Genomic DNA, 20512 nt, shown 5'->3' on the forward strand with positions numbered 1-20512 from the left:
CCCCGTACCGGAAGGGAACTCCCGTGACCCTCGCCCTGCACGGCGGCCCGCCCGTCCGCACCGCCCCGTGGCCGTCCTGGCCGCCTCCCCTCGACGACGCCCAGCGCGCGCTGGTCGGCAAGGTCCTCGACAGCGGCCGGTGGGGGGCCACCCAGGGCGGCGGCGTCGCCGACGACCTGGCCGCCGCCTTCGCCCGCAGATCGGCGGTCCCGTACGGGGTGGCCGTGGGCAACGCCACGCTCGGCCTGTTCGCCGCGCTCCGTGGCCTGGGGGTGGGGCCGGGCGACGAGGTGATCGTGCCCGCCTACACCTTCGTCGCCTCGGCCACCTCCGTGCTGCTCGCCGGAGCCGTCCCCGTGATCGCCGACGTGGACCCGGCCGACCTGCACCTGTCGCCCGACGCCGTACGGGCCGCCCTGACCGACAGGACCGCGGCCGTCATGCCCGTCCACCTGGCCGGCAGCCCCGCCGACATGGACCCCCTGAACGCCCTGGCGGCCCGGCACGGCCTGGCCGTCGTCGAGGACGCCGCGCAGGCCCACGGCGCCGAGTACCGCGGCCGGCCGGTCGGCGGCCTCGGCCACGCAGGCGTCTACAGCTTCCAGGCGAGCAAGGCGATGACCGCCGGCGAGGGCGGCCTGATCGTCTGCCCGGACGAGGCGGCGTACGAGGCGATCTGGTCGGTCTGCAACCTCGGCCGCAGGCCCGGCGGCCAGTGGTACGGCCACCCGTCCGTCGGCTGGAACCTGCGGCTCACCGACCTGCAGGCCGCGCTGCTGCTGCCCTGGCTGGACCGGCTGGACGACGAGATCGCCCGCCGCGACGCCTTCTGCGCGGCCCTCGAACGCGAGCTGGACCGCCTCCCGGCGGACGGCCCGGCCCGGCCGGTGACCGTGGCGCCGCGGCCGCCCGGCACCACCCGCGACTCCCGGCATCTGCTCATGCTCCGCGTCGAGGCCCCGGTCGAGCGTGACTTCCTGCTCGCCGCCATGGCCGCCGAAGGGGTGCCGCTCGACGCCGGCTACCCTCCGCTGGGCACGATGGAGGCCCTGACCCGGGCCGGGGCCCGCGCCGAGCCGTGCCCGGCCGCGACGGCGGCCGCCGGGAACGTGGTGTGGGTGCGCCAGGCGATGCTCATGGACGACCCGGCCCGCGCCGCGGACGTAGCGGAGGCGTTCGCCAAGGTCCTCGCGGCTTCCCCGCCCCGGCCGTGAACCGCCCGGACACCCCTGGCCAGGGTGTCCGGCATCGGGCGCGAGGTGCCGCGTGACGGGTCCACGGCGAGCACCGGCACGGGCTCCCTCACGGCCGGGGGAGGGCGAGCCGGAACAGCCGCTCGTTGACCTTGTAGTAGAGGTTGCCGAACCCGTCGGCCGTGAGCCCTTCCATCCCGGAGTCCGTCAGCAGCACGGTCATGGCCTTCGTCGACTTCTCGATCGAGAAGATCTGGTCGCCGAACGTCCCGTACACGTGGTCCGGATCCTGGGCCACGGTCAGCAGCCTCCCGTCACGCCAGGCCCGGCTGGACTGGGCGGCGTAGTCGGGGTCGGGGAACAGCCGTTTCGCCGTGATCGCCGTGGGCCGCGCCGGGTCGAGCGTGACCAGTGAGCCGCCCGCCAGGCCCCACAGCTCGCCGTCCACCTCGGCCAGGGCCGTGACCGCCTTGGGCGCCGTCAGCGGGAGCGGATACGTCTGCACGGCGCTGGTGGCGGGGTCGAAGGAGAACAGCGTGGCCGACGCCCCCGGCGCGTAGACCGGGTCCACGCCCAGGGCGCCGCGCGTGGAGGTGCCGCCGAACAGTTTCCCTCCCGCGTAGGCCAGCGAGACGATGGACTGGTCCCGCACCACGCAGACGGTCCGCCCGGCCGTGCCCTCCTTCCAGACGGTGAGGGCGCCACTGCGCTTGCCGTACTTCGGGACCGTGCCCATGTAGACGGTCCCGTCCGGCCCGCCGGCCAGCGCGTACGGCCGGTCCTGGGGCGGCGGGCCCTTGCCCGGCTCGCAGTCGTCGGCCTTGTCGCCCGCCTCGCCGCCGGTGTACCGGAGCGTGGGCGGCCAGGGGCCCGCCGGGTCGTAGCTGTAGAGCTTGGCCGACGGGTAGGCGCCGACGTAGAGCAGCCCGTCGTGGGCGATCAGGCTGTCGGTCTGGCTGAGCCCGTCGAGGGTCCGTCTGTCCGGCCGGCTCTCGTCGCCGTCGCCCCGCATCGGGTCGTAGACGCCGGTGCCGCCCGTCAGGTAGCCGCCGGTGTAGATCTTGCCGTCGGGTCCCGCGCCGAGCGCGTTGATCGCGGCGGGCAGCACGGGGGCGCCGGAGACGACCCTGCTGCTCCAGCGGCCCGTCGCGGGGTCGTACGTGAAGATCCTCGTGCCGTCCGAGGCCGCGCCGAGGCCGACCAGCGTGCCGCCGGACCAGGTGTAGCCGGTGACGTCGAGGCCGGGGCGTACGGAGGTCGCCTGGACGGAACCGGTGGCCACGTCGTAGGAGTGCAGCAGCCCGTCCCGGACGAACCACACCTTGCCGTCGCGGGCCGGCGAGTGGTGCAGGTCCACGTCGGTGATCGCGGCGTCGGTGGCGGCGGTGTACGAGCCGTCGGCCTGGCGGGTGACCCGCAGGACGAGCAGGGTGCGGTCGATCCAGGCGAACAGCCGGCCGCCCGTCCAGGTGAGCCCGCCCACCATGGAGTTGTGCGCGTAGGCGGCCGGCAGGAGGTCGTCCACCCGACCCGTGACGTTGTCGAACCTGACCAGCCCGGCGTTCGTGCCGGTGCCCAGGTACGTGGCATCGGCGGCCGGGTCGTGGGCGAGGCTGCGCACGTACTGGGCGCCCGCCACGACCGGCACGCTCCCCATCGTGGTGAACGCGCCGCCGTCGTACATGAAGTAACGGCCGTCGTTGTAGGTGCCTCCGTACACCTTCCCGTCCGCGCCCGGCTCCAGGTCCCAGATGAACGCGTACCCGCCCTCCGCCCGGCCGAGGTCGGTGACCGCGGACTGGCCGGGGACGTACCGGTAGAGCTTGGCGCTGGGATAGGTGCCGAGGTAGACGCTGCCGTCGGTGGCCGTGGCCGCCGCCCAGCCGCCGACGGTCGGCGTGGCCGCGGAGTCGGGAATGGTGATCTTCCGGGTCACCTGCCCGGTGGCCAGGTCCACCACGGCGAGCTGCGGGTTGACGTCGGCGGTGCCGGTGTAGACGGCGTAGGCGCTGCCGCCCGCGAACGTGGTGGCGTTCGGCACGCTGCTCTCGATCTGCACCCCCAGATCGGTCACCTTCGAGGTGATCAGCACCTCGTCCCAGTAGGCGGTGCCCACGTCGGCCACGCCCGAGTAGACGAGCGCCGAGACGGTGGCCGTGCCGGCGGGCGCGACGCCCGAGGTCGTGACGCGGTTCCACCGCCGGCCCGTCGCCGAGGCGTTGCCGCCGCCGGCGAGGAGACGGCCGGAGGCGTCCCTGAAGCGCAGGTACAGGTACGCTGTGCCGCTGTCGGCCCAGACCTGGGCGTTCAGGGTGTAGCGGGTTCCCGCCGTGGCGGGCAGGCCGGGCATGCTCTCCCGGCCGTAGGCGGCGCCGGGGTCGGTGTCGGTGACGCGCGCCGTGGTCCGTCCCTCCCAGGTGACGGCGTCGACGCCGCCCTGGCTGTGCGAGCCGCTCCAGCCGGCCAGCCCGTCGTCGAACCCTCCGTTGACGATCTGCAGGTCGGCCGCGGCCGCCGGCGTGAACGGCGTCGCGAGGAGCGCCGCCAGGAGCGCCGTGGCCGCCGCTGCGCGCAGGGCGCGCCTCACGCGCCTCCGCCTTCCGTGCGGGTGGACGGGCGTCGAGCGTGCTGCCGGACCGGCTGCGCCAAGGGGCCCTCCAGGGAATGCCGCACAGCACCACCTCCGCGGGTGTTCGTTCGTGCGCGATTACGGGCCCGACCGTAACTTTGCGATCGGGATCCGTCAATGGTGCGCTTCCCGGCGGGGCGGAGGCGGCGACTGTGTCCTGCGAGGCGCGTCATTCGTCCGGCTGGATCGTTCCCCTTCGGCGCTGCGTCGCTGCGTCACCCGATCCTCGACCCGCCCCGAACCCCCGGGAGGTGCGGTGCGGGCCTGGACCGGCGGACATCCCGCGTCCTACTCCTTGACCGACAGCCGCCGGACGTCGGTGTCGTCGAGCTTGATCGAGTTCTCCGGCATGGCCGAGTAGGTGCCCGCCGAGGTGACGACGTACTTGGCCTGCTCCGGGTTGAGCAGCGAGGCCGGCGAGTCGGGATAGGTCTCCAGGAACAGCATGTAGGTGACGCCCGACCTCAACGGCGTCGTGTCCGCCTCCTCGTAGGTCACGCCGTCGAGGGTGCCACCCAGCTCCTTCACCTGGATGACCTGGCCGACCCGGGCGAGCCCCTTGTGCACCCTGAGGATCTCGACCGAACTGACCGTCATGACGGTGGGCGGACCCGCGGGCGGGGTCGCGCCGTCGGGCGTGGCTCCGGCGTTCGGGTTCAGCTGAGGGTCGGTCTCGGTGGCGTCGTCCTCGGGTTCGACCTCGGTCATGACGCGTTTGAGCCCGGTCAGCCGGCCCTCGATCACCAGCTTCGAGCCGGCGAACAGCGCGTCGGCGCTGTCGTAGGCCGGGTAGTCGGCCTCGTAGAGGACCGTCGTGTCCTCCGCCGAGCACGCGGACAGGAACAGCGCGGCCAGCGCGACCACGCCGAGCCGCCGTATTGCAGCCTTCATCGGCTTCGACTCCGTTCTTCTCGTGAATATCGTCGATCGAAGCCGATCAGTAATAGGCGTTGACGTCCGAGACGTCGTGCGCCTGCGGTTTGGTCATCGAGTCGCGGTTTCTGCTTCTGTTCATGATGGAGGTGGTGCTGTTGTGCGCCAGGTTCAGCGCGTGGCCGAACTCGTGGACGAGGACGCCCGTCACGTAGTTGGAGAAGTTGTTCGCGTCCCGGTTGATGGTGCGCACATTCAGTTTGATGTACAGGCAGCTGTCGCCGCACCTGGTGTAATGCCCGTACCAGGTGTTCCGGTACGACTTCACGGTGATCGTGGAGCCGGAGTACCGGTTCTTGTACAGGTCGGCGGGGGAGGACGTGGCGTTCCAGTTGGCCAGCGCCTTGTTCATCGGCGTCTGCCAGGTGCTGTTGTAGTTGTAGGGGTAGATGCCGATGCGGGCGATGAGCTGGCCGGTCCCGTTCCAGTGCGCGTACGCGGGGGTCGCCCCCACGCTCACGCAGAGGACCCCGGTAAGAGCCACGGCCAGCAGTCGCGATGCTTTCCCTTTCGCGCTCCTGGCGCGCATGTCGGACGATGCCATGTAGCCACTTCGATTCTTTTCGGGCAGCGCGGAACAGCATGACGGAGGGAGTGGTGCGGCGGCCCGCGGCCGTGCTCGCACAAGCGGCCGGCGCGGTACGGAGATTACCTGGGCGAAAACACCGTGACGATGAACCGCGTTACGTCGGCGGAAAGCGCTTCAACGCTGCGACGTTACTCGACGCGCCGTTATACGCACAAGATCAACGCAGAGTTCCGGAAACCACCGTCTGCGTGATGCCGGCCGTGGTGACCACCGCGCCGGACAGCCGGTGGTGTCAGCCGAGGCCGAGGTCGCGGCGGACGGCGGCGTAGCGGCGGCCCGGGGTGAGGGACGCGGCGGACCAGGGCAGGATCTCGGGCACGCGTCTGCCCGCGTCGTTCAGCAGCCGCTGGGCCCTGGTGTGCTGCCCGCCGTGGTAGAAGGCGGCGCCGAACAGGTGCATGGCCTCCACGGCGCGGGGGTGCGGCCGGGCGCCGTCCTGCCACTTGTCCGCCGCGTGGGCCAGCTCTCGCACCACCTCCTGGCGGCGGAAGCGGGTGTGGAGAATGTCCTCCCCGGGGCCCGGCGACTCCCGGATCTCGTCCCAGGCGATCTCGAAGTGGGCCAGCGCCAGGATCGCCGTGACCGCGTCGCCCGGTGCCGCCGCCTGCGCCGTGCCGCGCGCGAAGCCCAGCAGCTCCGCGTCCGAGCCGTACCACTTGGGGCAGAGCACCTGGGCGCGCCCGTGGTGGGCCGTGTACAGCCGCGGGTCGCGGGCGGTCAGTTCCTCCCACAGGTGGTCCAGCCGCGCCCTGCCCACCTGCATCCCGATCCCGTGCCACTGGAGCCGGTCCCAGGGGACGGGGTCATCCGGCAGCGCCTCGGCGGCGCGCTCCAGCGGGGTGACGGCCGCGTCCAGGACCTCCCAGAAGCGCGTGAAACGCTCGGCGCTCACGTAGTCGGCGGTGGAGCCGCCCCGGATGCTCCAGGCGTGCTCGATCAGCGCGGCCCCGAGCCAGAGCAGTGCGTCGGGATCGTCTCCGGCCATCCGTGCCAGCGCATCGGTGTGCGACCTGGCCGCCCTCGCCAGCTCCTCGACGCGGAGCGCCCGAAGCTCGTTGTCGCCGCGCGCCTGCCTGATCAACCGCAGCCCGGCGTCGAGCCGCCCGCTCCGCACCGGACGCAGGGCCCCTTCCAGCGGCGGGTCGTCCCATGCCCTCCCGATCTTCATGCCGGAGGTCTTGTCGAGCGCGGACGCGACCGCGATGATCACTTTCGCCAGGAGCACCGATGATCAATATCGCGGACCGCAGCCGGCGCGCAATCGCATATCGGGCCTGTCCCACGGCCGGTACGCCCGCCGCGCTCCGGTCACGTGTCTGGGGCTCCAGGAGTGCGGGGAGCACCTCGTGACCGTACCGGTGATGCCGCAAGGTGGGGGAACCCGCGACGACGGCGAGGTCAGCGCCGCACCACACGGCGCGCACGCGAGCGCGGCCATCCGGCGCTCCCACGCCACGACGTCCCGATCACCCTGGCCGACAGGATGATCGGGCGCTTTTCCGGTGGAGATCGGATATCGTCGCTCGCGCACGTCGGCATAGTCCGCAGACGATCGGGAGATTTCATGCGCGCGGTCCGTTCCATCGCGGCAGCGGCCCTCACCCTCCTTCTCACCTGCGCGGCCGCCCCCTGGCCGGCCGCCGCCTCCGCGGCTGCCCTGCCGGGCGGCAAGGCGACCTATGTCGTCTCGCAAGGACACCTGGAGGCCGGGTCCAGCCAGAACTGGGTACGGCTCGGCAGCTACCGCTTCGCCCCCGACGGCACGGTGACCGCGGCCCTGTACCTGTGGTGGCAGCGCCATCCCGAGGCCAGGCAGCGCACCGGCACCACCCCCGACTCCGGCTGCACCACCAAGGCCGGCGGTGTCCAGTCGCGCCCCCGTACCTGCGAGGTGCTCACCGCCGGAGGCTTCACCGGCGCCCCCGACGAGAACCGCACCGGCACGTACACCCTGTCCGGTGACGTGGTGAGCATCCGGTGGAACATCGCGCAGACGTGGACCGAGCAGTGGTCCGTGCGGCCCTCCCCGGACGGCACGCTCGCTCGTCTGGACCTGAAGCACAGCACACTGGCCACCCACGGTTACGGGTACGGCAGCAACGCGGCCCTCGGCACCCGGCGCGCGATGAGCTCGGTGAAGGCGTTCCCCGGTGCGCTCAGGCAGGATCTGGCGAGCTCGGCGGGCGGCAAGATCGTCACCTCCAGCGGTCAGAAGTTCGCCCATTCCTCCTTCCGCACCTGCGCGAGCACCACCTGGTGCCTGACCTACCTGCAGCCGTCGTCCACGGGCGCCTGCCAGAAGTCGGGCGGCTGCCCCAACTACGGGGGCGGGACGAAGGCGAACGTCAGCTCCATCCAGTACTACCTCACCAAGATCTCCAACTCCGATCGCCGTGACACGTTGTGGCACTGGTGCACCTGTCTGGCGATGGAGCGCGGCGAGTTCTGCTACACCGGCAACTCCCACGTCAAACCGCTCATGCAGATCATCGACGACAAGGGCGCCTTCCGCGGGTGGGTCGGCGCCGAAGCGTCCTTCTCACCCAGCTCCAGGGCCGCGGACATGCTGGCGGTGTTCCGCATCACCGACTTCCGCTGACCCGGCCGGCCGTCACGGCGGCCGGTCAGGGTCGGAGCCGTAAGGGTGTTCCCGACACCGACGAGCCCGCCATCACGCGCGATAACCCGTCGTCAAGGCCGGGGTCGGCCACCTATGGTGCAGCCCATGGCAAACACCTCCATGACGGGCCGGTGCGACTGCGGTGCGACGGCCGGCCCCCTGGGCATGTGCGTGGACTACTACCACGGGATCCTGGCCGAGGAGCAGTCGGATCCGCAGATGTACAGGTGGCACGCGCCCGTGGTCGTGACCTATCTCCTGCAGCATCCTTCCAGAGCTCACGAGAAGTACCTCGACGACCAGTTCCGCCAGTTGCAGCTCTACGTGGATCAGGGGCTTGACGCGCTGCTCCGGCTGGCGGCTCATCAGGTGGCACGCAACAACCACCGGGTACGGCTGGGCTACGACATGGCGCCGTTGGCGGCCTACGCACCGCTCCCGGACGGCGAACCTCCCGGCCGCTTCGGCGCCTCGTTCAGCGGGTTGCCGTTCAGGGACGGCAGCTTCGTGTGCGACGGCCATCTGGCGTACGGGGATCGCATCAAGGCCATCGCCGAAGCGACGGTGGAGTCCTGGAGATCCGTTTGAAAGGTCCTGACAGCATCATCCAGGTCGCCTCGACGCCCCCTTCGAGCACCCGCGCCAGACGATCGGCGTCCCCACGTTCGATACGGTCTCCTCGGACGATGGAGCCCTGACAGGAGGCCGGGCGACCCGGCCGCCCCGGCGTACCGTCGTCCCTGTCCGCACGGCGACGCAGCAGGACGCGCCGTACGATGCGCGGGCAGAAAGACGTACTGGGACAGAATGGAGATCGACGTGTTCACGGGACTTGCCGCCGACCGGGACGAGCTGCCCGCCCTGCTGGAGAGCGTCCGGCGGCACGCCGAGGCGCTGCTGGGCGCCCTCGACGAGCGGGAGGTCCTCCCCGCGGCACCCGCCACCCCCGGCGCGGTGGCGCTGCCCGCGCGCGGGGTGGGGACGCGGGTGGCGCTGGAGGAGTTCGCCCGGCGCTGGGAGCCCGGCCTGTCGAGCAGCGCGGGGCCGCGCTACCTCGGGTTCGTGACGGGCGGCGTGACCCCCGCGGCGCTGGCCGGTGACTGGCTGACCGCCGCGTGGGACCAGAACTCCAACTCCTCCCTGGACGGCACCGGCCAGGCACTCGAACGTGAGACCCTCGGCTGGCTGCGGGAGCTGTTCGGGCTGTCCGGCGCGCACCACGGCACGTTCGTCAGCGGCGCCACCATGTCGAACGCCGTCGGCCTGTCCATCGCCCGGGAGTGGCTGGGGGAGCGGCGCGGCGTGTCACCCGCCGAGGAGGGGGCGGCCGCCCTGGGGCCGGTGCGGGTGCTGTCCGGCAGCCCGCACTCCAGCATCGCGAAGGGGCTGTCCATGCTGGGGCTGGGCCGGCGGGCGCTGGTGCGGGTGCCGGTGCTGCCCGGCCGGGAGGCGGTGGACCCGGCCGCGCTGGAGGCGGCGCTGCGGGAGATCGACGGGCCGTGCGTCGTGGTGGCCAACGCGGGAACGGTCAACACCGTCGACTTCGACGACCTGCGCGCCGTCGCCGCGCTCCGTGAGCGGTACGGCTTCTGGCTGCACGTGGACGCCGCGTTCGGGGGCTTCGCCGCACTGTCGCCGGAGCACGCGCACCTGGTGGACGGGCTGGACCTGGCCGATTCCGTCTGCGTGGACCTGCACAAGTGGCTGAACGTCCCCTATGACAGCGCCGTGCAGTTCACCCGCCGCCGCGACCTGCAGGCGGCCGTGTTCCAGAACGCGGCCGCCTACCTGGGGCCGCTCGGCGACACGCCGGACACGGTGCATCTCACCCCGGAGAACTCCCACCGCCTGCGCGCCCTGGCCGCCTGGTTCACGCTCAACGCCTACGGCAGGGACGGCCATCGCGAGATCGTCGAACGCTGCGTCGCCTGCGCCCGCGCCCTCGGCGAGGCCGTCGGCGACCTGCCCGGCCTGCGCCTGCTGGCGCCCGTCCGGCTGAACGTCGTCTGCTTCACCCTGGCCGCCGACCCCACCGCCGAGCGGCTCGCGGACCTGGCCGGGCGGCTGGCGCCCGACGTCTTCGTCACGCCCACCGTGTACGACGGGGTGCCGGCGCTGCGGGCCGCGTTCAGCAACTGGCGTACGACGGACGCCGACGTGCGCCGGATCGTCACCGCGTTGGAGAAGGCGCTGCGCTGACCCGGGCGCTCGGCCACCCCGTCCCCGCCGGACGCTCGGCCACCCGTCACCGCCGGGCGGCGGCCGCGAACAAGGCCTCCGCCTCGGCGACCGCCCGCGTGAGGGCTCCGGGCTCCGGTCGCAGCCCGGCCACGATCGCGTCGACGCCGCGCAGGCCGGCCCTCAGCAGGAGCCGCTTCTCGTTGGTGACCCACTCGCCGCGCTCGGCCAGCACCGCGTGGGCCTCCTGCATGGCGGCGGTGGCCAGCGCGCCCGCCACCTCGGTGACCTGGCCACGCGGCGCGTACGCGGCTTCGGCGTACCGGAGTGTCATGGCCGCCCGTCCCCGCCACACCGGCGGTGCCGCCTCGCGCAGCGCCCGCGGATGGTCCGGACGCGGCAGCGTGCCGCGCAGGACCCGGTTGACGGCGAGTTCGGCGACCACCAGGTAGCTGGGGATGCCCGCGAGGTGGAACATCAGCGGCTCCCAGTGGAAGCGGCCCTGCCGGGCCTCGGCGAGTTCGTGCTCGACGACGTCGAGGTCCCGGTAGTGGACGTCGACTCGGCGACCCTCGATCGTGAGCCAGGCGCCGCCGTTGAAGACGCCGCCGCCCCAGCCGCCGATCTCGGAGACCTCGCCGTCCCAGCCGACGGCGCGCAGGCCGGCCGGGTCGAACCCGCCCCGGTAGTAGAGGGCCAGGTCCCAGTCGCTGTCGGGGGTGTGGGTGCCTTCGGCCCGCGAGCCGCCGAGGGACACGGCGCGTACGGCGGGCAGGGCGGCGAGCCGGTCGGCGACGTGGTCGAGAAACGTGTCATCGGTCATGGGAATCCGATCATGGCAAGGGGACGGCGGGGGTCACTCCCAGGTGGCGGACTCCGGGTGGACGCCGTGGGCCTCGGCGTTCGCGAAGATCACGTCGCGCAGCCAGAGGGCCAGGCCGGGCGTGAGCGCGTCGTAGAACGCGGTGAACCCGGGATCGCCGGTGTACTTGCGCCCCAGGCACACGTGCATCGCGTGGGTGCAGTCGAAGTACCGTGCGATCGAGGCGCGGTGCCGCTCCGCGAGGGCGTTGGCCTCGCCGGACCCGGGTGCGACGCCGGCGCGGGCGGCGGCGGCGAGGTCGGCGTTCAGGGCCTCGACCGAGGCGGCGACCTCCTTCCAGTCCTCCGGAGTCAGCGCGGCGGCCCGCTCGGCGTACTGGGCCCACTGCGCGGTGTCACCCCAGCGGGCCTCGGCCTCCTCGGCCCAGCCGGGCTGCCAGTCGTCGCCGAAGATCTCGACCTGCTGTTGCGGGGTCAGCCGGATCCCGGTGCTCGACGCCCCGATCATGCGGTCGACCGCGCCGAGCATCTGCTGCAGGCGGGAGATGCGCTCCACGAGCTGTGACCGTTGCCGGCGCAGGTGGTCGCGCGCGTCGGCCTCCGGGTCGTCGAGGATCCGGCCGATCTCGGCGAGGGGGAACCCCAGCTCCCGGTAGACCAGGACCCGGTGGATGCGGGCGACATCGTCGTCCGAGTACACCCGGTACCCCGACCAGGTGCGCCCGCTGGGACACACCAGGCCGATGGCGTCCCAGTGGTGCAGGGTCTTCACGCTGACGCCGACGAGCGCGGCCGTCCGGCCGACGGTGAGGCCGCCGGGGTCGGCCCATTCCTGCCGCTGGGCATCAGTGGTCATCGGCTCAGTATCGCGCCTCCCGCCACCCGGTGGTTCCGGCCGCCCCGTCCCCACGCTGGAGCGCTGCTCCTCCGCCGCCGGCGGCGGAGGAGCCCGGCCGGTGAAGCGTCACGGGTAGTACGTGGCGAGCTTCTGCTTGATCTTGGCGATGGCGTCGTCGAAGGGCACGGGCTGCGGGTCGCCGTGCCGGTAGTCGAGGAGCTGGAGGGCGTACACGGCGGCGCCCCGGCGGACCACGGCGACCCAGAAGTGCTGCGTCGCCGGGTGGGGATTGAGGCCGGAGGTGATGCGCATGACGTCCACGCCGTCCGCCTCGCCCACCTTGGTGACCTCGGTCACGAACGAGCCCGTCTCGGCCGGCGGGTTGCGGTCGACGCAGGTGGCCAGGTCGGCCCGCCACTGCCGCTCGAAGGCCGCCGCCTGCTCCGCGCTCGGGAAGACCCAGACGTCGTTGTAGGTGTGGAACCAGAGCGGCGTGGAGAAGCGGGCTTCGATCCCCGCGCTCGCGTTCGTCGCCCGCCCGTACTGCCAGCAGCTCGGGCCGGTGACGCCGGGTGCGAAGTACGGGTTGATCCACGGGTCTCCGTACGCCTCGCCGGCCGGGGGCTGGTCCGTCCTGGCCAGGAGGACCCGGCTGTCGACCCCGGCCTGCGTCCGGGCCTGGGTGACGCCGGGCGGCGCGGCGGGGGCGGCGTTCGCGGGGGCGGTGGTGAGCAGCGTCATGAGGGCGACCGTGGCAGTGCCCAACGCGGTCCGGGCTCCGGATGACGGCATAGAGGGGTCCTCGTCTCTCGGCGGCTTGACTGCTTCGATCATCCGATGTCACCGCCGGAAGTCATGGGAAATCGGTGATTGTGATCTAAGCGCAACCGGGATCGCGGGCGCCGCCGTCAGTCGCCCGGTGTCCTCGCCCCGGTCAGGGCCATGAACTCCTGGCGCGAGCGGGGATCGTCGCGCAGGGTCCCGACCAGGCGCGAGGTGACGGTGCGCGAGCCGACGGCCTGGACGCCCCGCAGGGACATGCACAGGTGCTCGGCTTCGAGGATCACGCCGACGCCCTTGGGCCGCAGGCTCTGGTCGAGGAAGTCGGCGATCTGGACGGTGAGGCGTTCCTGGACCTGCAGGTCGCCGGAGAAGTGCTGGACCACGCGGGCGAGCTTGGACAGGCCCACGATGCGGTCGCCGGGCAGGTAGCCGACATGGGCCAGGCCGGAGAAGGGCAGCAGGTGGTGCTCGCACAGGGACGAGAACGGGATGCGGGTGACCAGCACCAGCTCGTCGTAGTGCTCGTCGTTGGGGAACGTCGTGAGCGTGAACGGGGCCGGGGTGAGCATCTGGGCGAAGGCGGTGGCCACGCGCCGCGGGGTGTCGCGCAGATGCGGCGTGTGCGGGTCGCGGCCCATGGCGCGCAGCAGGTCGCCGACCGCCCGTTGCGCCGCCAGGAGGTCGACCTCCGGCGCGTCCCCGGTGGGGTGGTCGAGGGGGGAACGCTCGGTCGCGGTGTCGCTGCCGTCCCAGGCCAGCACGGTCATGGCTCTCTCCTTGCTCTGCTCGGACGGTGGGAGGTCCGGTGCGCCGGCATTTTCGCCAACACTCATGCTCAATATTCCGTCCGGCCCTATTTTAGTCAACCATCATTGGCAAAAATGCTCCGGTGGGCTACGGTGGTTGGCATGGGGGCCATGCCGGGAGATCTCGAAGCGCTGGGCCTGCTGTCCGAGCCGCAGCGGGCGCGCATCTACGCGTTCCTGGCCGGCGCCGCCCGTGCGTGCACGCGTCAGGAGATCTGCCAGGCCCTCGACATGGGGCGGACCCTCGCGGCCTTCCACCTGGACAAGCTCGAACAGACCGGCCTCGTCGAGGTGGTCGCCGACGCGGCCGGCACCGGCCGCCGGGGCCGCCCCGCCCAGCGCTACCGGGCCACCGCCCGCGAGCTGAGCGCCTCCGTGCCGCCGCGGCGTTACGAGCTGCTCGCCGAGATCCTGCTGCAGGCGGCGCTGGAGCACCGGCCGCCCGAATCCTTCGCCCAGGCGGCCACCCGGGTGGCGGTGCGGCGCGGCCGTCAGCTGGCCGCCGGGCACCCCGCTCCGGACACTCTGTGGGAGCTGCTCGGCAGCCTCGGCTACGAGCCCGCCGCCGACGGCGGCACCGTGCTGCTGACCAACTGCCCGTTCCAGCGGATGCGCGCGGTGAACACGGATCTGGTCTGCTCGGTCAACCTCGCGCTGGCCCACGGCTACCTCGACGGCCTGGACGCGACCGGGCAGTTCACCGCCCGGCTGCGGCCCTGCCCCGACAACTGCTGCGTGATCATGGAGCCGGCCGCCTGACATCGGGGCCGCCCGTCGTTCTCAGCCGGTGAACTGGGAGTACAGGACGGCGAGGTCGGCGGAGAGACCCGCCTTGACCTGACGGCTCAGGTCGTCGGCGAGGATCTCGGCGGCGTCGGCCTCGATGCCGTCCAGCGCCTGCTCCGCGACGCTCTGCACGGCGGCCTTGGGAGCGTCGATGCCGGCGGTCATGTCGGTGTCGACATAGCCGACGTGCAGCCCGCTGACGTTGATGCCGCGGGGCCGCAGCACCAGGCGCAGCGCGTTGGTCTGCGACCACAGCGCGGACTTGGACGCGCTGTAGGCCTCCACTCCGGGCATCGTGATCCAGGACAGCACCGAGTGGATGTTGAGGATGTGGCCGCCGCCGTTGCGTTCGAGGACCGGGACGAAGGCGCGGGTGGCGAGCAGCGGCCCGTAGAAGTTGATCTCGAACTCGCGTCGGACGTCGTCGACGGGGGAGTCGAGGAACGTGGCCCCGGACGAGGTCCCGGCGTTGTTGATCAGGATGTTCACGTCCGGAGCCTGGGCGGCGGCCGCGGCCACGGAGGCGGGGTCGGTGACCTCCAGGGCCAGCGGGACCGCGTCCGGGTGGGTGACCGTGCGGGGGTCGCGGGCCGTCGCGTAGACCTTCGCGGCGCCGCGCTGGTAGAGCGTCTCCACCAGTGCCTTGCCGATGCCGCGGCTGCCGCCGGTGACGATCGCCACCGAGCCCTTGATGCTGGTCATGAGGTACTCCTCGCTTTGGAAACCGATCGGTTTCCCCGCAGCGTAAACCGTTCGGTTTCCAATGTGCAAACCGGGATGTAGCCTTGGCGCATGACCGATCCGACGCCGGCCCCGGCCACCACGCCGTCCCCGACGGGGGCCACGCCGGCACCTCGCGCCTCCACTCGTGATCGTCTGCTCGACGCCGCGGCGGAGCTCTTCTACCGGGAGGGCGTCGGCGTGGGCATCGAGACGCTGTGCCGTACGGCGGGGGTGTCGAAGCGCTCGATGTACCAGCTGTTCGCCGGCAAGGACGAGGTGGTGGCGGCGAGCCTCGAGCGCGCCGCGCCCGCCTACGAGGCCTACCTGCTGCCCCCCGCCGCCGACGGCCGGCCGCCGCGCGCGCGGATCATGCACGTGTTCGAACGCCTGGAGGAGGCCGCGGCGGCACCGGACTTCCGGGGCTGCCCGCTCGTGTCGGCGGCGGTGGAGGTCAAGTCGCCCGAGCACCCGGCCAGCGTGGTGGCCCGCCGGCGCAAGGACGCGCTGACCGCGTTCTTCCAGCAGGAGGCCGAGCGCGGCGGAGCGGAGGACCCCGCCTTGCTGGCCCGGCAGCTGACCGTCGTGTTCGACGGGTCGAGCGCGCGGGCGGTCGTGCAGGCGTGCGGCCTCGACGGCCTCGCCGTCGCGACGGCGAGCGCCCTGCTGGACGGCGCCGGCCTGCCCGCGTGACCGCCCCGCCGACCGAACTGCGGAGCAGGGTGGCGACGCCGCGACGGTGTCAGCCGGGAACGCGCACGATGAGCAGGGCGACGTCGTCGTCGTTGTCCGCCGGGCGGACGCGGTCGAGGAGCGCGTCGCCGAGGGAGGTGACGGGGCGCTGGGCCATCGAGGCGGCGTGCCGCCTCAGCCGGGCCATCCCGTCGTCGATGGAGTGGGTGGGCGACTCGATCAGGCCGTCGGTGTAGAACACCAGCGTGGACCGGGGCGGCAGCTCGATGGTGGCGTCGACCCGGGGAATGCGTATGCCGGTGCCCAGCAGGAGGCCGTGCCCGGACTCCAGGAAGCGGGTGCGCCCGTCCTGCTCCACCAGGAGCGGCGGCGGATGGCCGGCGTTGGTCCAGCGCAGCCGCCATCCGCCGTTCTCCCGAGACTCCAGCCCGGCGAACACGACGGTGGCCATCGTGGTCTCGGCCATGCGCGCCACCGCCTGGTCGAGCCGGTCCACGATCACGCTCGGCCGGTCCTGCTGGCCGCCCGCGTACGCGCGCAGCATGTTGCAGACCTGCGCCATGCCGGCCGCGGCGTCCAGGTCGTGGCCGACCACGTCGCCGATCACGAGGGCGGTCGCGCCGTCGGGCAGGACGAAGGCGTCGTACCAGTCGCCGCCGACCTGCGAGGCGTGGGGCGCGGGCCGGTAGGACGCGCTCATCTCCAGCCCGGGCACCATCGGCAGCTGCGGCAGCAGGTGGCGCTGCATGGTCTCGGCCACCCGCCGTTGCCGCTCGTACAGGCGCGCGTTGTCCAGCGCGAGCCCCGCCCGGCGGGCGATGTCCTCGACCAGCAGGAGGTCGGCGGTGGTGAACGCGCCGGGCCGATCGGAGCGCCCCAGCGTCAGGGCCCCGACGACCTCCCGCACGCCGCGGATCGGCGCGATGCACGCGGAGTGCATGCCGGTCGCCTGGAACAGCTCCTGCTGGGCGACCGCGATGCCGGAGTCGGGAGGCCCCTGGTAGGTCTCCGGGCCCGCCAGCGTCGCGGTGACTCCGCGCAATGCCCGCGACAGGGGCATGGGGGATTCCTGCGGGACGGGGGGCATCGGCCCCTCCAGGTCCTCATGGTGCACCAGGGCGCCGTCCTCGTAGTGCACCACGGCGGCCCGCGACACCCCGCCCTCCTCGGTGAGCAGGTCCACCACCGTCCAGTCGGCCAGCAGCGGCACGACCAGGCGCATCAGCTGACGCAGGGTCTCTTCCACGTCGAGGCTCGCGGTGAGCGTCGAGGTGGTCTCCGCCAGCAGGGCCAGCCGGTCGAGCTCGGACATCGAGGCCGCGGCGCCGGCCGGCTCCTGTGCGCCGGACGCGGGGGAGGCGGTCTCATGGAAGATCACCAATGCTCCCCGCGTGCCCTCGCCGAGCCGGCAGGCGGCGACCATCCAGGAGACCGGCATCAGCACGCCGTCCCCGCGCACGAACCACTGCTGCTCTCCCTGCGCGGTCCTGCCGGTGATGAGCGGCCGCCTCATCCTGCACCGGCTCCGCGGCAGGGGCTCACCGTACCTTCCCCGGTGCAGCAGGTCGTGGGCGTCGCGGCCGAGCATCTCCTCGGCGGTGCGGCGCAGCAGGCGTTCGGCCTGAGGCGTGACCTCGATGATGCGGCCCCGGTCGTCCGCCACGTACGCCCCCGCGTCGCAGAGGTCCTGCAGCCGCCCGAAACCTCCGTCCGACATGGTCCAGGAGCGCCCGGCATCCTGACCTGACACCTCCATGACCGGGCTCCCTCCGTCATCGCACCTGCTGGCTGATGGTCTCTTCTATCACCCTTTGGGTTGTTCGTGCCTCAGAGTGACCGCGATGACCTCCAGAAGCGCGCCCGGTCGTGCGGGCGTCGACCGTGGAGATCCCGGCGACGCGTCGTCGAGCGGCAGATTCATCATCGTTGAGCGCGGGCTCAACGATGCGTTGAGTCTCAGGTTGACGATCGGGACGGGTGATGGAGCTCCGGGACATCGAGATCTTCCTGACGCTGGCCGAGGAGCTGCACTTCGGCCGGACGGCCGAGCGGCTGCACATCACCCCGTCCCGGGTCAGCCAGGTGATCAGCAAGCAGGAGAGGCGCATCGGTGCGACGCTGTTCGACCGCACCTCCCGCACGGTCCGCCTCACCCCGCTCGGCGAGCAACTGCTGCATGACGTGGGATCCGGGTACCGGCAGATCATGGACGGGATCGAGGCCGCCAGGGGCGCCGTCCGCGGCACCGTGGGAACGCTGACCCTGGGCACGATGGGCCCGCTGTCCCTGGAGATCGGCGCCGTCCTCGACCTGTTCAAGACCCGCCATCCGGGTGTCCGGCTGCAACACCGCGAAGTCCAGCCGCCCTCCCCGCTCGAACTGCTCCGCTCCGGCGGGGTCGATGTCGCGCTGCTGTGGCTGCCGATCCGCGAGCCCGACCTGACCGTCGGCCCGATCGTCCGCACCTCTCAGGTGATGCTGATGGTCCCCGCCGGCCACCCGTACGCCGGGTACGACCCCATCTGCCTGGAGGACCTCGCCGACTGCGTCGTGGCGGCGGGCACGTCGATCCCCCCGTACATGGAGGAGACCCTCGCCCCCTTCCACACGCCGTCGGGCCGCCCCATTCGCCACGCTCCCAAGGTGTCCACCTGGCAGGAGGCGCTCTCCGTCGTCTCCTCCGGCGAGGCCGTCGCCGGGGTCGCGGCCGAGGCGGCTCACTACTACCCCTGGCCCAGCCTCGCCTTCGTGCCCATCCGCGACGCCGCCCCCTGCCGATGGGCCCTCGTGTGGCGCACCGCCGGCGAGAGCCCTCTGGTCCGTGCCCTGGCCCAAGCCGCCGCGGACTCGGTCGGGGGAGGCGCTGGAGCGGGTGAGGCGACGCAGTAGGGCCGGCACGGCCGGCGCCGAGCGGGTGCCGGGCCGAGGCTCTCAGGCGGTGGCCGGCCAGCTGCAGGCGTGTTCCAGGCTGTCGTACGGCGGGAACCGGTCGACCAGTTGAGCGACGGTGAGCAGCCGGGCGAGGCTGCCGTGCACACCGATCAGGCGCAGCGCGCCGCCGGCGCTCTCGGCCCGGCGCTGGAGGCCGAGCAGTTCGCGCAGCCCGCCGGAATCGCAGAAGCCGAGCCCGGCCACGTCCACCACCACCCTGGGCCGTGGAGCCGCCAGCAGCGGCTCCAGAGCGGCGGCGAACCGGCCGAGGGTGTGTCCGTCGAGCTCTCCCACCAGCCGGACCACGTCCACGCCGGAATGTCGTCGCACGCTGATGACCAAGGGGGTGACGATGCCTGCACGCTCCTGCGCCTGTGTCGAATGCCGTTGCCGCATACGACGACATCAGCAGGGATGGTCCTCATCGTAGCCCGGCCGGCGGACAAGCACTCGGTCCTGGCAATCCCCTTTTTCCGGTTGCCAAGGACGGCCCTGCGGGTGATCATGAACACTCATGACGAAAAAGATCTTCTCCAGCGTCGCCGGCATCGCTCTCGGGGCTGCCGCCCTCATCGGCGGCACCGCCTCTCCCGCGGCCGCGGTGAGCAGCTGTTCCAAGACCGCGAGCTCGGACCACTCGGTGAGCGTCAGGTGCACCAGCGGGCTTGAGACCTACTTCCGGGTCTACGGCTACTTCTGCTCCACCTCGTCCTGCTCGTACGTGCCGGGCAACCTGGTCTACGTGGGCAGTACGAGCAAGGCCACCAGCGGTGCCTACTACAGCGGCAAGTGGTATGTGAAGGGTTGCTACGTGACCAACGGCTGCTGAGCCGCACGGGCGTGGACCTCACCTCCCAGTCCACGCCCCCTACAGTCATCGCCCCGGTGACCACGACCGACCCTCGACGTCCAGCTGGTCGCGTCCCACGGCGTAGTCGATCGAGGCGATCGCGCGGCAGGCGCGGCCGCGCACGCACCGCCACCGCTCCTGGGACCTGTCGATGGCGTCACCGCAGGACGGGCACACCTCGGGGAAGACGATCGGCTGCTCGGCGCCGGTGCGCAGGTGCACGACCGGGGACTCGACGCGGGGGAGCGCGACGCCGGGCGTACCGCAATGGCCAACCGGCGGCGAGTGCGAAAAATCGCTGTCCGATCACCGGAGCACGGTGGTAGACATTCGGCGTGGAAAAGCATCTTGAGTTCCCTGACCTGCTGCGACTGATCGATGAACGGTCGACCGCCTTCCGCGCCGCGGTCGCCGCCGCGCCCAGTCTTGACGCACAGGTGCCGACCTGCCCCGAGTGGACGCTGTTCGATCTGGTGAAGCACCTGGGTGGGGGAGACCGTTTCTGGGCCGCCATCGTCGGCGCGGGGCCTGCCGACGCTCCCCCGGCCGAGGCCACCGCTGCGCGCGCCGCTCTGGAAGTGCCGCGGGAGCGCGAGGCCCTGCTGGCCTGGCTGGCCGCGTCGACGCAGCTTCTGCTGAGCGCCCTGCGCGAGGCAGGACCGGAGAGCGGTTGCTGGACGTGGTGGCCTGCGTCGCAGTCACCGCAGACCGCCGGCGGTATCGCCCGGCACCGGGCCCAGGAGAGCGCGGTGCACACGTACGACGCCCAGCTCACCGGGGGCGCTCCGCAGCCGCTGCCGGTCGAGGTGGCACTCGACGGTGTGGAGGAGTTCCTGTTCACCGTCTGCGCAACGCCGAGTGCCTGGCCGCACAAGCCCACCGCCTTCGACTTCCACGCCGCCGAGGGCCGCTCCTGGCGCCTCACGGTCGACGGCGACGGCGCACGCTCCACCCGCATCCCCGCGCCCACTGCCGCGACCGGCGAGGACTCGGACGCAGCCGGCGCCTCCATCCATGGCACGGCCAGTGAGTTGGTCCTCTACTTGTACGACCGCATCCCGGCCGGCTCCTTGCACGTCGACGGAGACGCAGGGCTGCTCGACCTGCTCCGCGCCTGGGAGCCTGAGGAGAAGTAGGACGT

Annotated in this window: 21 protein-coding genes; 9 read left to right on the forward strand and 12 right to left on the reverse strand. The window is 72.2% G+C overall.

The genetic code is table 11. The features are described 5' to 3' along the window. Positions 1 to 23: 23 nt before the first annotated feature. Positions 24 to 1214: a DegT/DnrJ/EryC1/StrS family aminotransferase gene (locus tag ACIBG4_RS25135; RefSeq protein WP_397203872.1), complete on the forward strand. Its 1191-nt coding sequence runs from the start codon at positions 24 to 26 to the stop codon at positions 1212 to 1214. An 88-nt stretch (positions 1215 to 1302) separates the two neighbouring features. On the opposite strand, the gene ACIBG4_RS25140 is transcribed toward ACIBG4_RS25135, so the two are convergent. The 4 genes from ACIBG4_RS25140 to ACIBG4_RS25155 form a co-directional block, all read right to left on the reverse strand. Continuing rightward, on the reverse strand, positions 1303 to 3780 hold the full coding sequence (locus ACIBG4_RS25140; protein WP_397203873.1) for a hypothetical protein: 2478 nt from the start codon (positions 3778 to 3780) through the stop codon (positions 1303 to 1305). Positions 3781 to 4110: 330 nt separating this feature from the next. After that, positions 4111 to 4713 carry a hypothetical protein gene (locus ACIBG4_RS25145; protein ID WP_397203874.1) on the reverse strand — a complete coding sequence of 201 codons (603 nt, stop codon included), beginning with the start codon at positions 4711 to 4713 and terminating at the stop codon, positions 4111 to 4113. Positions 4714 to 4759: 46 nt separating this feature from the next. After that, on the reverse strand, positions 4760 to 5215 hold the full coding sequence (locus ACIBG4_RS25150) for a matrixin family metalloprotease (protein WP_310713154.1): 456 nt from the start codon (positions 5213 to 5215) through the stop codon (positions 4760 to 4762). A 361-nt stretch (positions 5216 to 5576) separates the two neighbouring features. Next, positions 5577 to 6569, reverse strand: a complete 993-nt coding sequence (locus ACIBG4_RS25155; protein ID WP_397203875.1) for a hypothetical protein — start codon at positions 6567 to 6569, stop codon at positions 5577 to 5579. Positions 6570 to 6908: 339 nt separating this feature from the next. Here ACIBG4_RS25155 and ACIBG4_RS25160 point away from each other — a divergent pair, with 339 nt between their 5' ends. The 3 genes from ACIBG4_RS25160 to ACIBG4_RS25170 all read left to right on the forward strand — a co-directional run bounded on the left by ACIBG4_RS25160 (position 6909) and on the right by ACIBG4_RS25170 (position 10163). Beyond that, entirely contained in the window at positions 6909 to 7943 is a 1035-nt protein-coding gene (locus ACIBG4_RS25160; RefSeq protein WP_397203876.1) for a hypothetical protein, read from the forward strand. A 126-nt stretch (positions 7944 to 8069) separates the two neighbouring features. Beyond that, entirely contained in the window at positions 8070 to 8552 is a 483-nt protein-coding gene (locus ACIBG4_RS25165) for a DUF5946 family protein (protein ID WP_397203877.1), read from the forward strand. Positions 8553 to 8783: 231 nt separating this feature from the next. Further along, complete coding sequence (locus ACIBG4_RS25170) at positions 8784 to 10163, forward strand: pyridoxal phosphate-dependent decarboxylase family protein (RefSeq protein ID WP_397203878.1); 1380 nt, start codon at positions 8784 to 8786, stop codon at positions 10161 to 10163. Positions 10164 to 10209: 46 nt separating this feature from the next. Here ACIBG4_RS25170 and ACIBG4_RS25175 read toward each other — a convergent pair whose 3' ends face one another. The 4 genes from ACIBG4_RS25175 to folE form a co-directional block, all read right to left on the reverse strand. Beyond that, a complete protein-coding gene (locus tag ACIBG4_RS25175) occupies positions 10210 to 10965 on the reverse strand; it encodes a nucleotidyltransferase domain-containing protein (protein WP_397203879.1) in 756 nt (251 codons plus the stop codon). A gap of 33 nt (positions 10966 to 10998) precedes the next feature. Continuing rightward, on the reverse strand, positions 10999 to 11820 hold the full coding sequence (locus tag ACIBG4_RS25180) for a MerR family transcriptional regulator (protein ID WP_397203880.1): 822 nt from the start codon (positions 11818 to 11820) through the stop codon (positions 10999 to 11001). Positions 11821 to 11928: 108 nt separating this feature from the next. Further along, entirely contained in the window at positions 11929 to 12543 is a 615-nt protein-coding gene (locus ACIBG4_RS25185) for a hypothetical protein (RefSeq protein ID WP_397203881.1), read from the reverse strand. A 167-nt stretch (positions 12544 to 12710) separates the two neighbouring features. After that, positions 12711 to 13352 carry a GTP cyclohydrolase I gene (gene folE / locus ACIBG4_RS25190; protein ID WP_397203882.1) on the reverse strand — a complete coding sequence of 214 codons (642 nt, stop codon included), beginning with the start codon at positions 13350 to 13352 and terminating at the stop codon, positions 12711 to 12713. 141 nt (positions 13353 to 13493) lie between these two features. On the opposite strand from folE, the gene ACIBG4_RS25195 reads away from it, so the two are divergent. Further along, positions 13494 to 14150 (forward strand): helix-turn-helix transcriptional regulator, encoded by a 657-nt coding sequence (locus ACIBG4_RS25195; RefSeq protein ID WP_397203883.1) that lies wholly within the window; start codon positions 13494 to 13496, stop codon positions 14148 to 14150. A 21-nt stretch (positions 14151 to 14171) separates the two neighbouring features. Here the strand turns inward: ACIBG4_RS25195 and ACIBG4_RS25200 are convergent, their stop codons facing one another. Next, positions 14172 to 14879: an SDR family oxidoreductase gene (locus ACIBG4_RS25200; RefSeq protein ID WP_397203884.1), complete on the reverse strand. Its 708-nt coding sequence runs from the start codon at positions 14877 to 14879 to the stop codon at positions 14172 to 14174. 90 nt (positions 14880 to 14969) lie between these two features. On the opposite strand from ACIBG4_RS25200, the gene ACIBG4_RS25205 reads away from it, so the two are divergent. Then, entirely contained in the window at positions 14970 to 15590 is a 621-nt protein-coding gene (locus tag ACIBG4_RS25205) for a TetR/AcrR family transcriptional regulator (protein WP_397203885.1), read from the forward strand. Between the two features lie 49 nt (positions 15591 to 15639). Here the strand turns inward: ACIBG4_RS25205 and ACIBG4_RS25210 are convergent, their stop codons facing one another. After that, on the reverse strand, positions 15640 to 17346 hold the full coding sequence (locus tag ACIBG4_RS25210) for a SpoIIE family protein phosphatase (RefSeq protein ID WP_397203886.1): 1707 nt from the start codon (positions 17344 to 17346) through the stop codon (positions 15640 to 15642). Positions 17347 to 17570: 224 nt separating this feature from the next. Here ACIBG4_RS25210 and ACIBG4_RS25215 point away from each other — a divergent pair, with 224 nt between their 5' ends. Continuing rightward, the gene (locus ACIBG4_RS25215) at positions 17571 to 18479 is read left to right on the forward strand and encodes a LysR family transcriptional regulator (RefSeq protein WP_397203997.1); all 909 of its coding nucleotides are present in this window, start codon (positions 17571 to 17573) and stop codon (positions 18477 to 18479) included. A gap of 42 nt (positions 18480 to 18521) precedes the next feature. On the opposite strand, the gene ACIBG4_RS25220 is transcribed toward ACIBG4_RS25215, so the two are convergent. After that, positions 18522 to 18863: an STAS domain-containing protein gene (locus ACIBG4_RS25220; protein WP_397203887.1), complete on the reverse strand. Its 342-nt coding sequence runs from the start codon at positions 18861 to 18863 to the stop codon at positions 18522 to 18524. A 172-nt stretch (positions 18864 to 19035) separates the two neighbouring features. Here ACIBG4_RS25220 and ACIBG4_RS25225 point away from each other — a divergent pair, with 172 nt between their 5' ends. Next, entirely contained in the window at positions 19036 to 19350 is a 315-nt protein-coding gene (locus ACIBG4_RS25225) for a hypothetical protein (protein WP_310713141.1), read from the forward strand. Positions 19351 to 19395: 45 nt separating this feature from the next. Here ACIBG4_RS25225 and ACIBG4_RS25230 read toward each other — a convergent pair whose 3' ends face one another. Further along, positions 19396 to 19593 (reverse strand): hypothetical protein, encoded by a 198-nt coding sequence (locus ACIBG4_RS25230; protein ID WP_397203888.1) that lies wholly within the window; start codon positions 19591 to 19593, stop codon positions 19396 to 19398. A gap of 113 nt (positions 19594 to 19706) precedes the next feature. On the opposite strand from ACIBG4_RS25230, the gene ACIBG4_RS25235 reads away from it, so the two are divergent. Further along, a complete protein-coding gene (locus ACIBG4_RS25235; protein ID WP_397203889.1) occupies positions 19707 to 20507 on the forward strand; it encodes a maleylpyruvate isomerase family mycothiol-dependent enzyme in 801 nt (266 codons plus the stop codon). The last annotated feature ends 5 nt before the right edge of the window (positions 20508 to 20512 follow it).

The sequence above is a fragment of the Nonomuraea sp. NPDC050383 genome, assembly GCF_044459125.1.
Taxonomy (GTDB): Bacteria; Actinomycetota; Actinomycetes; order Streptosporangiales; family Streptosporangiaceae; genus Nonomuraea.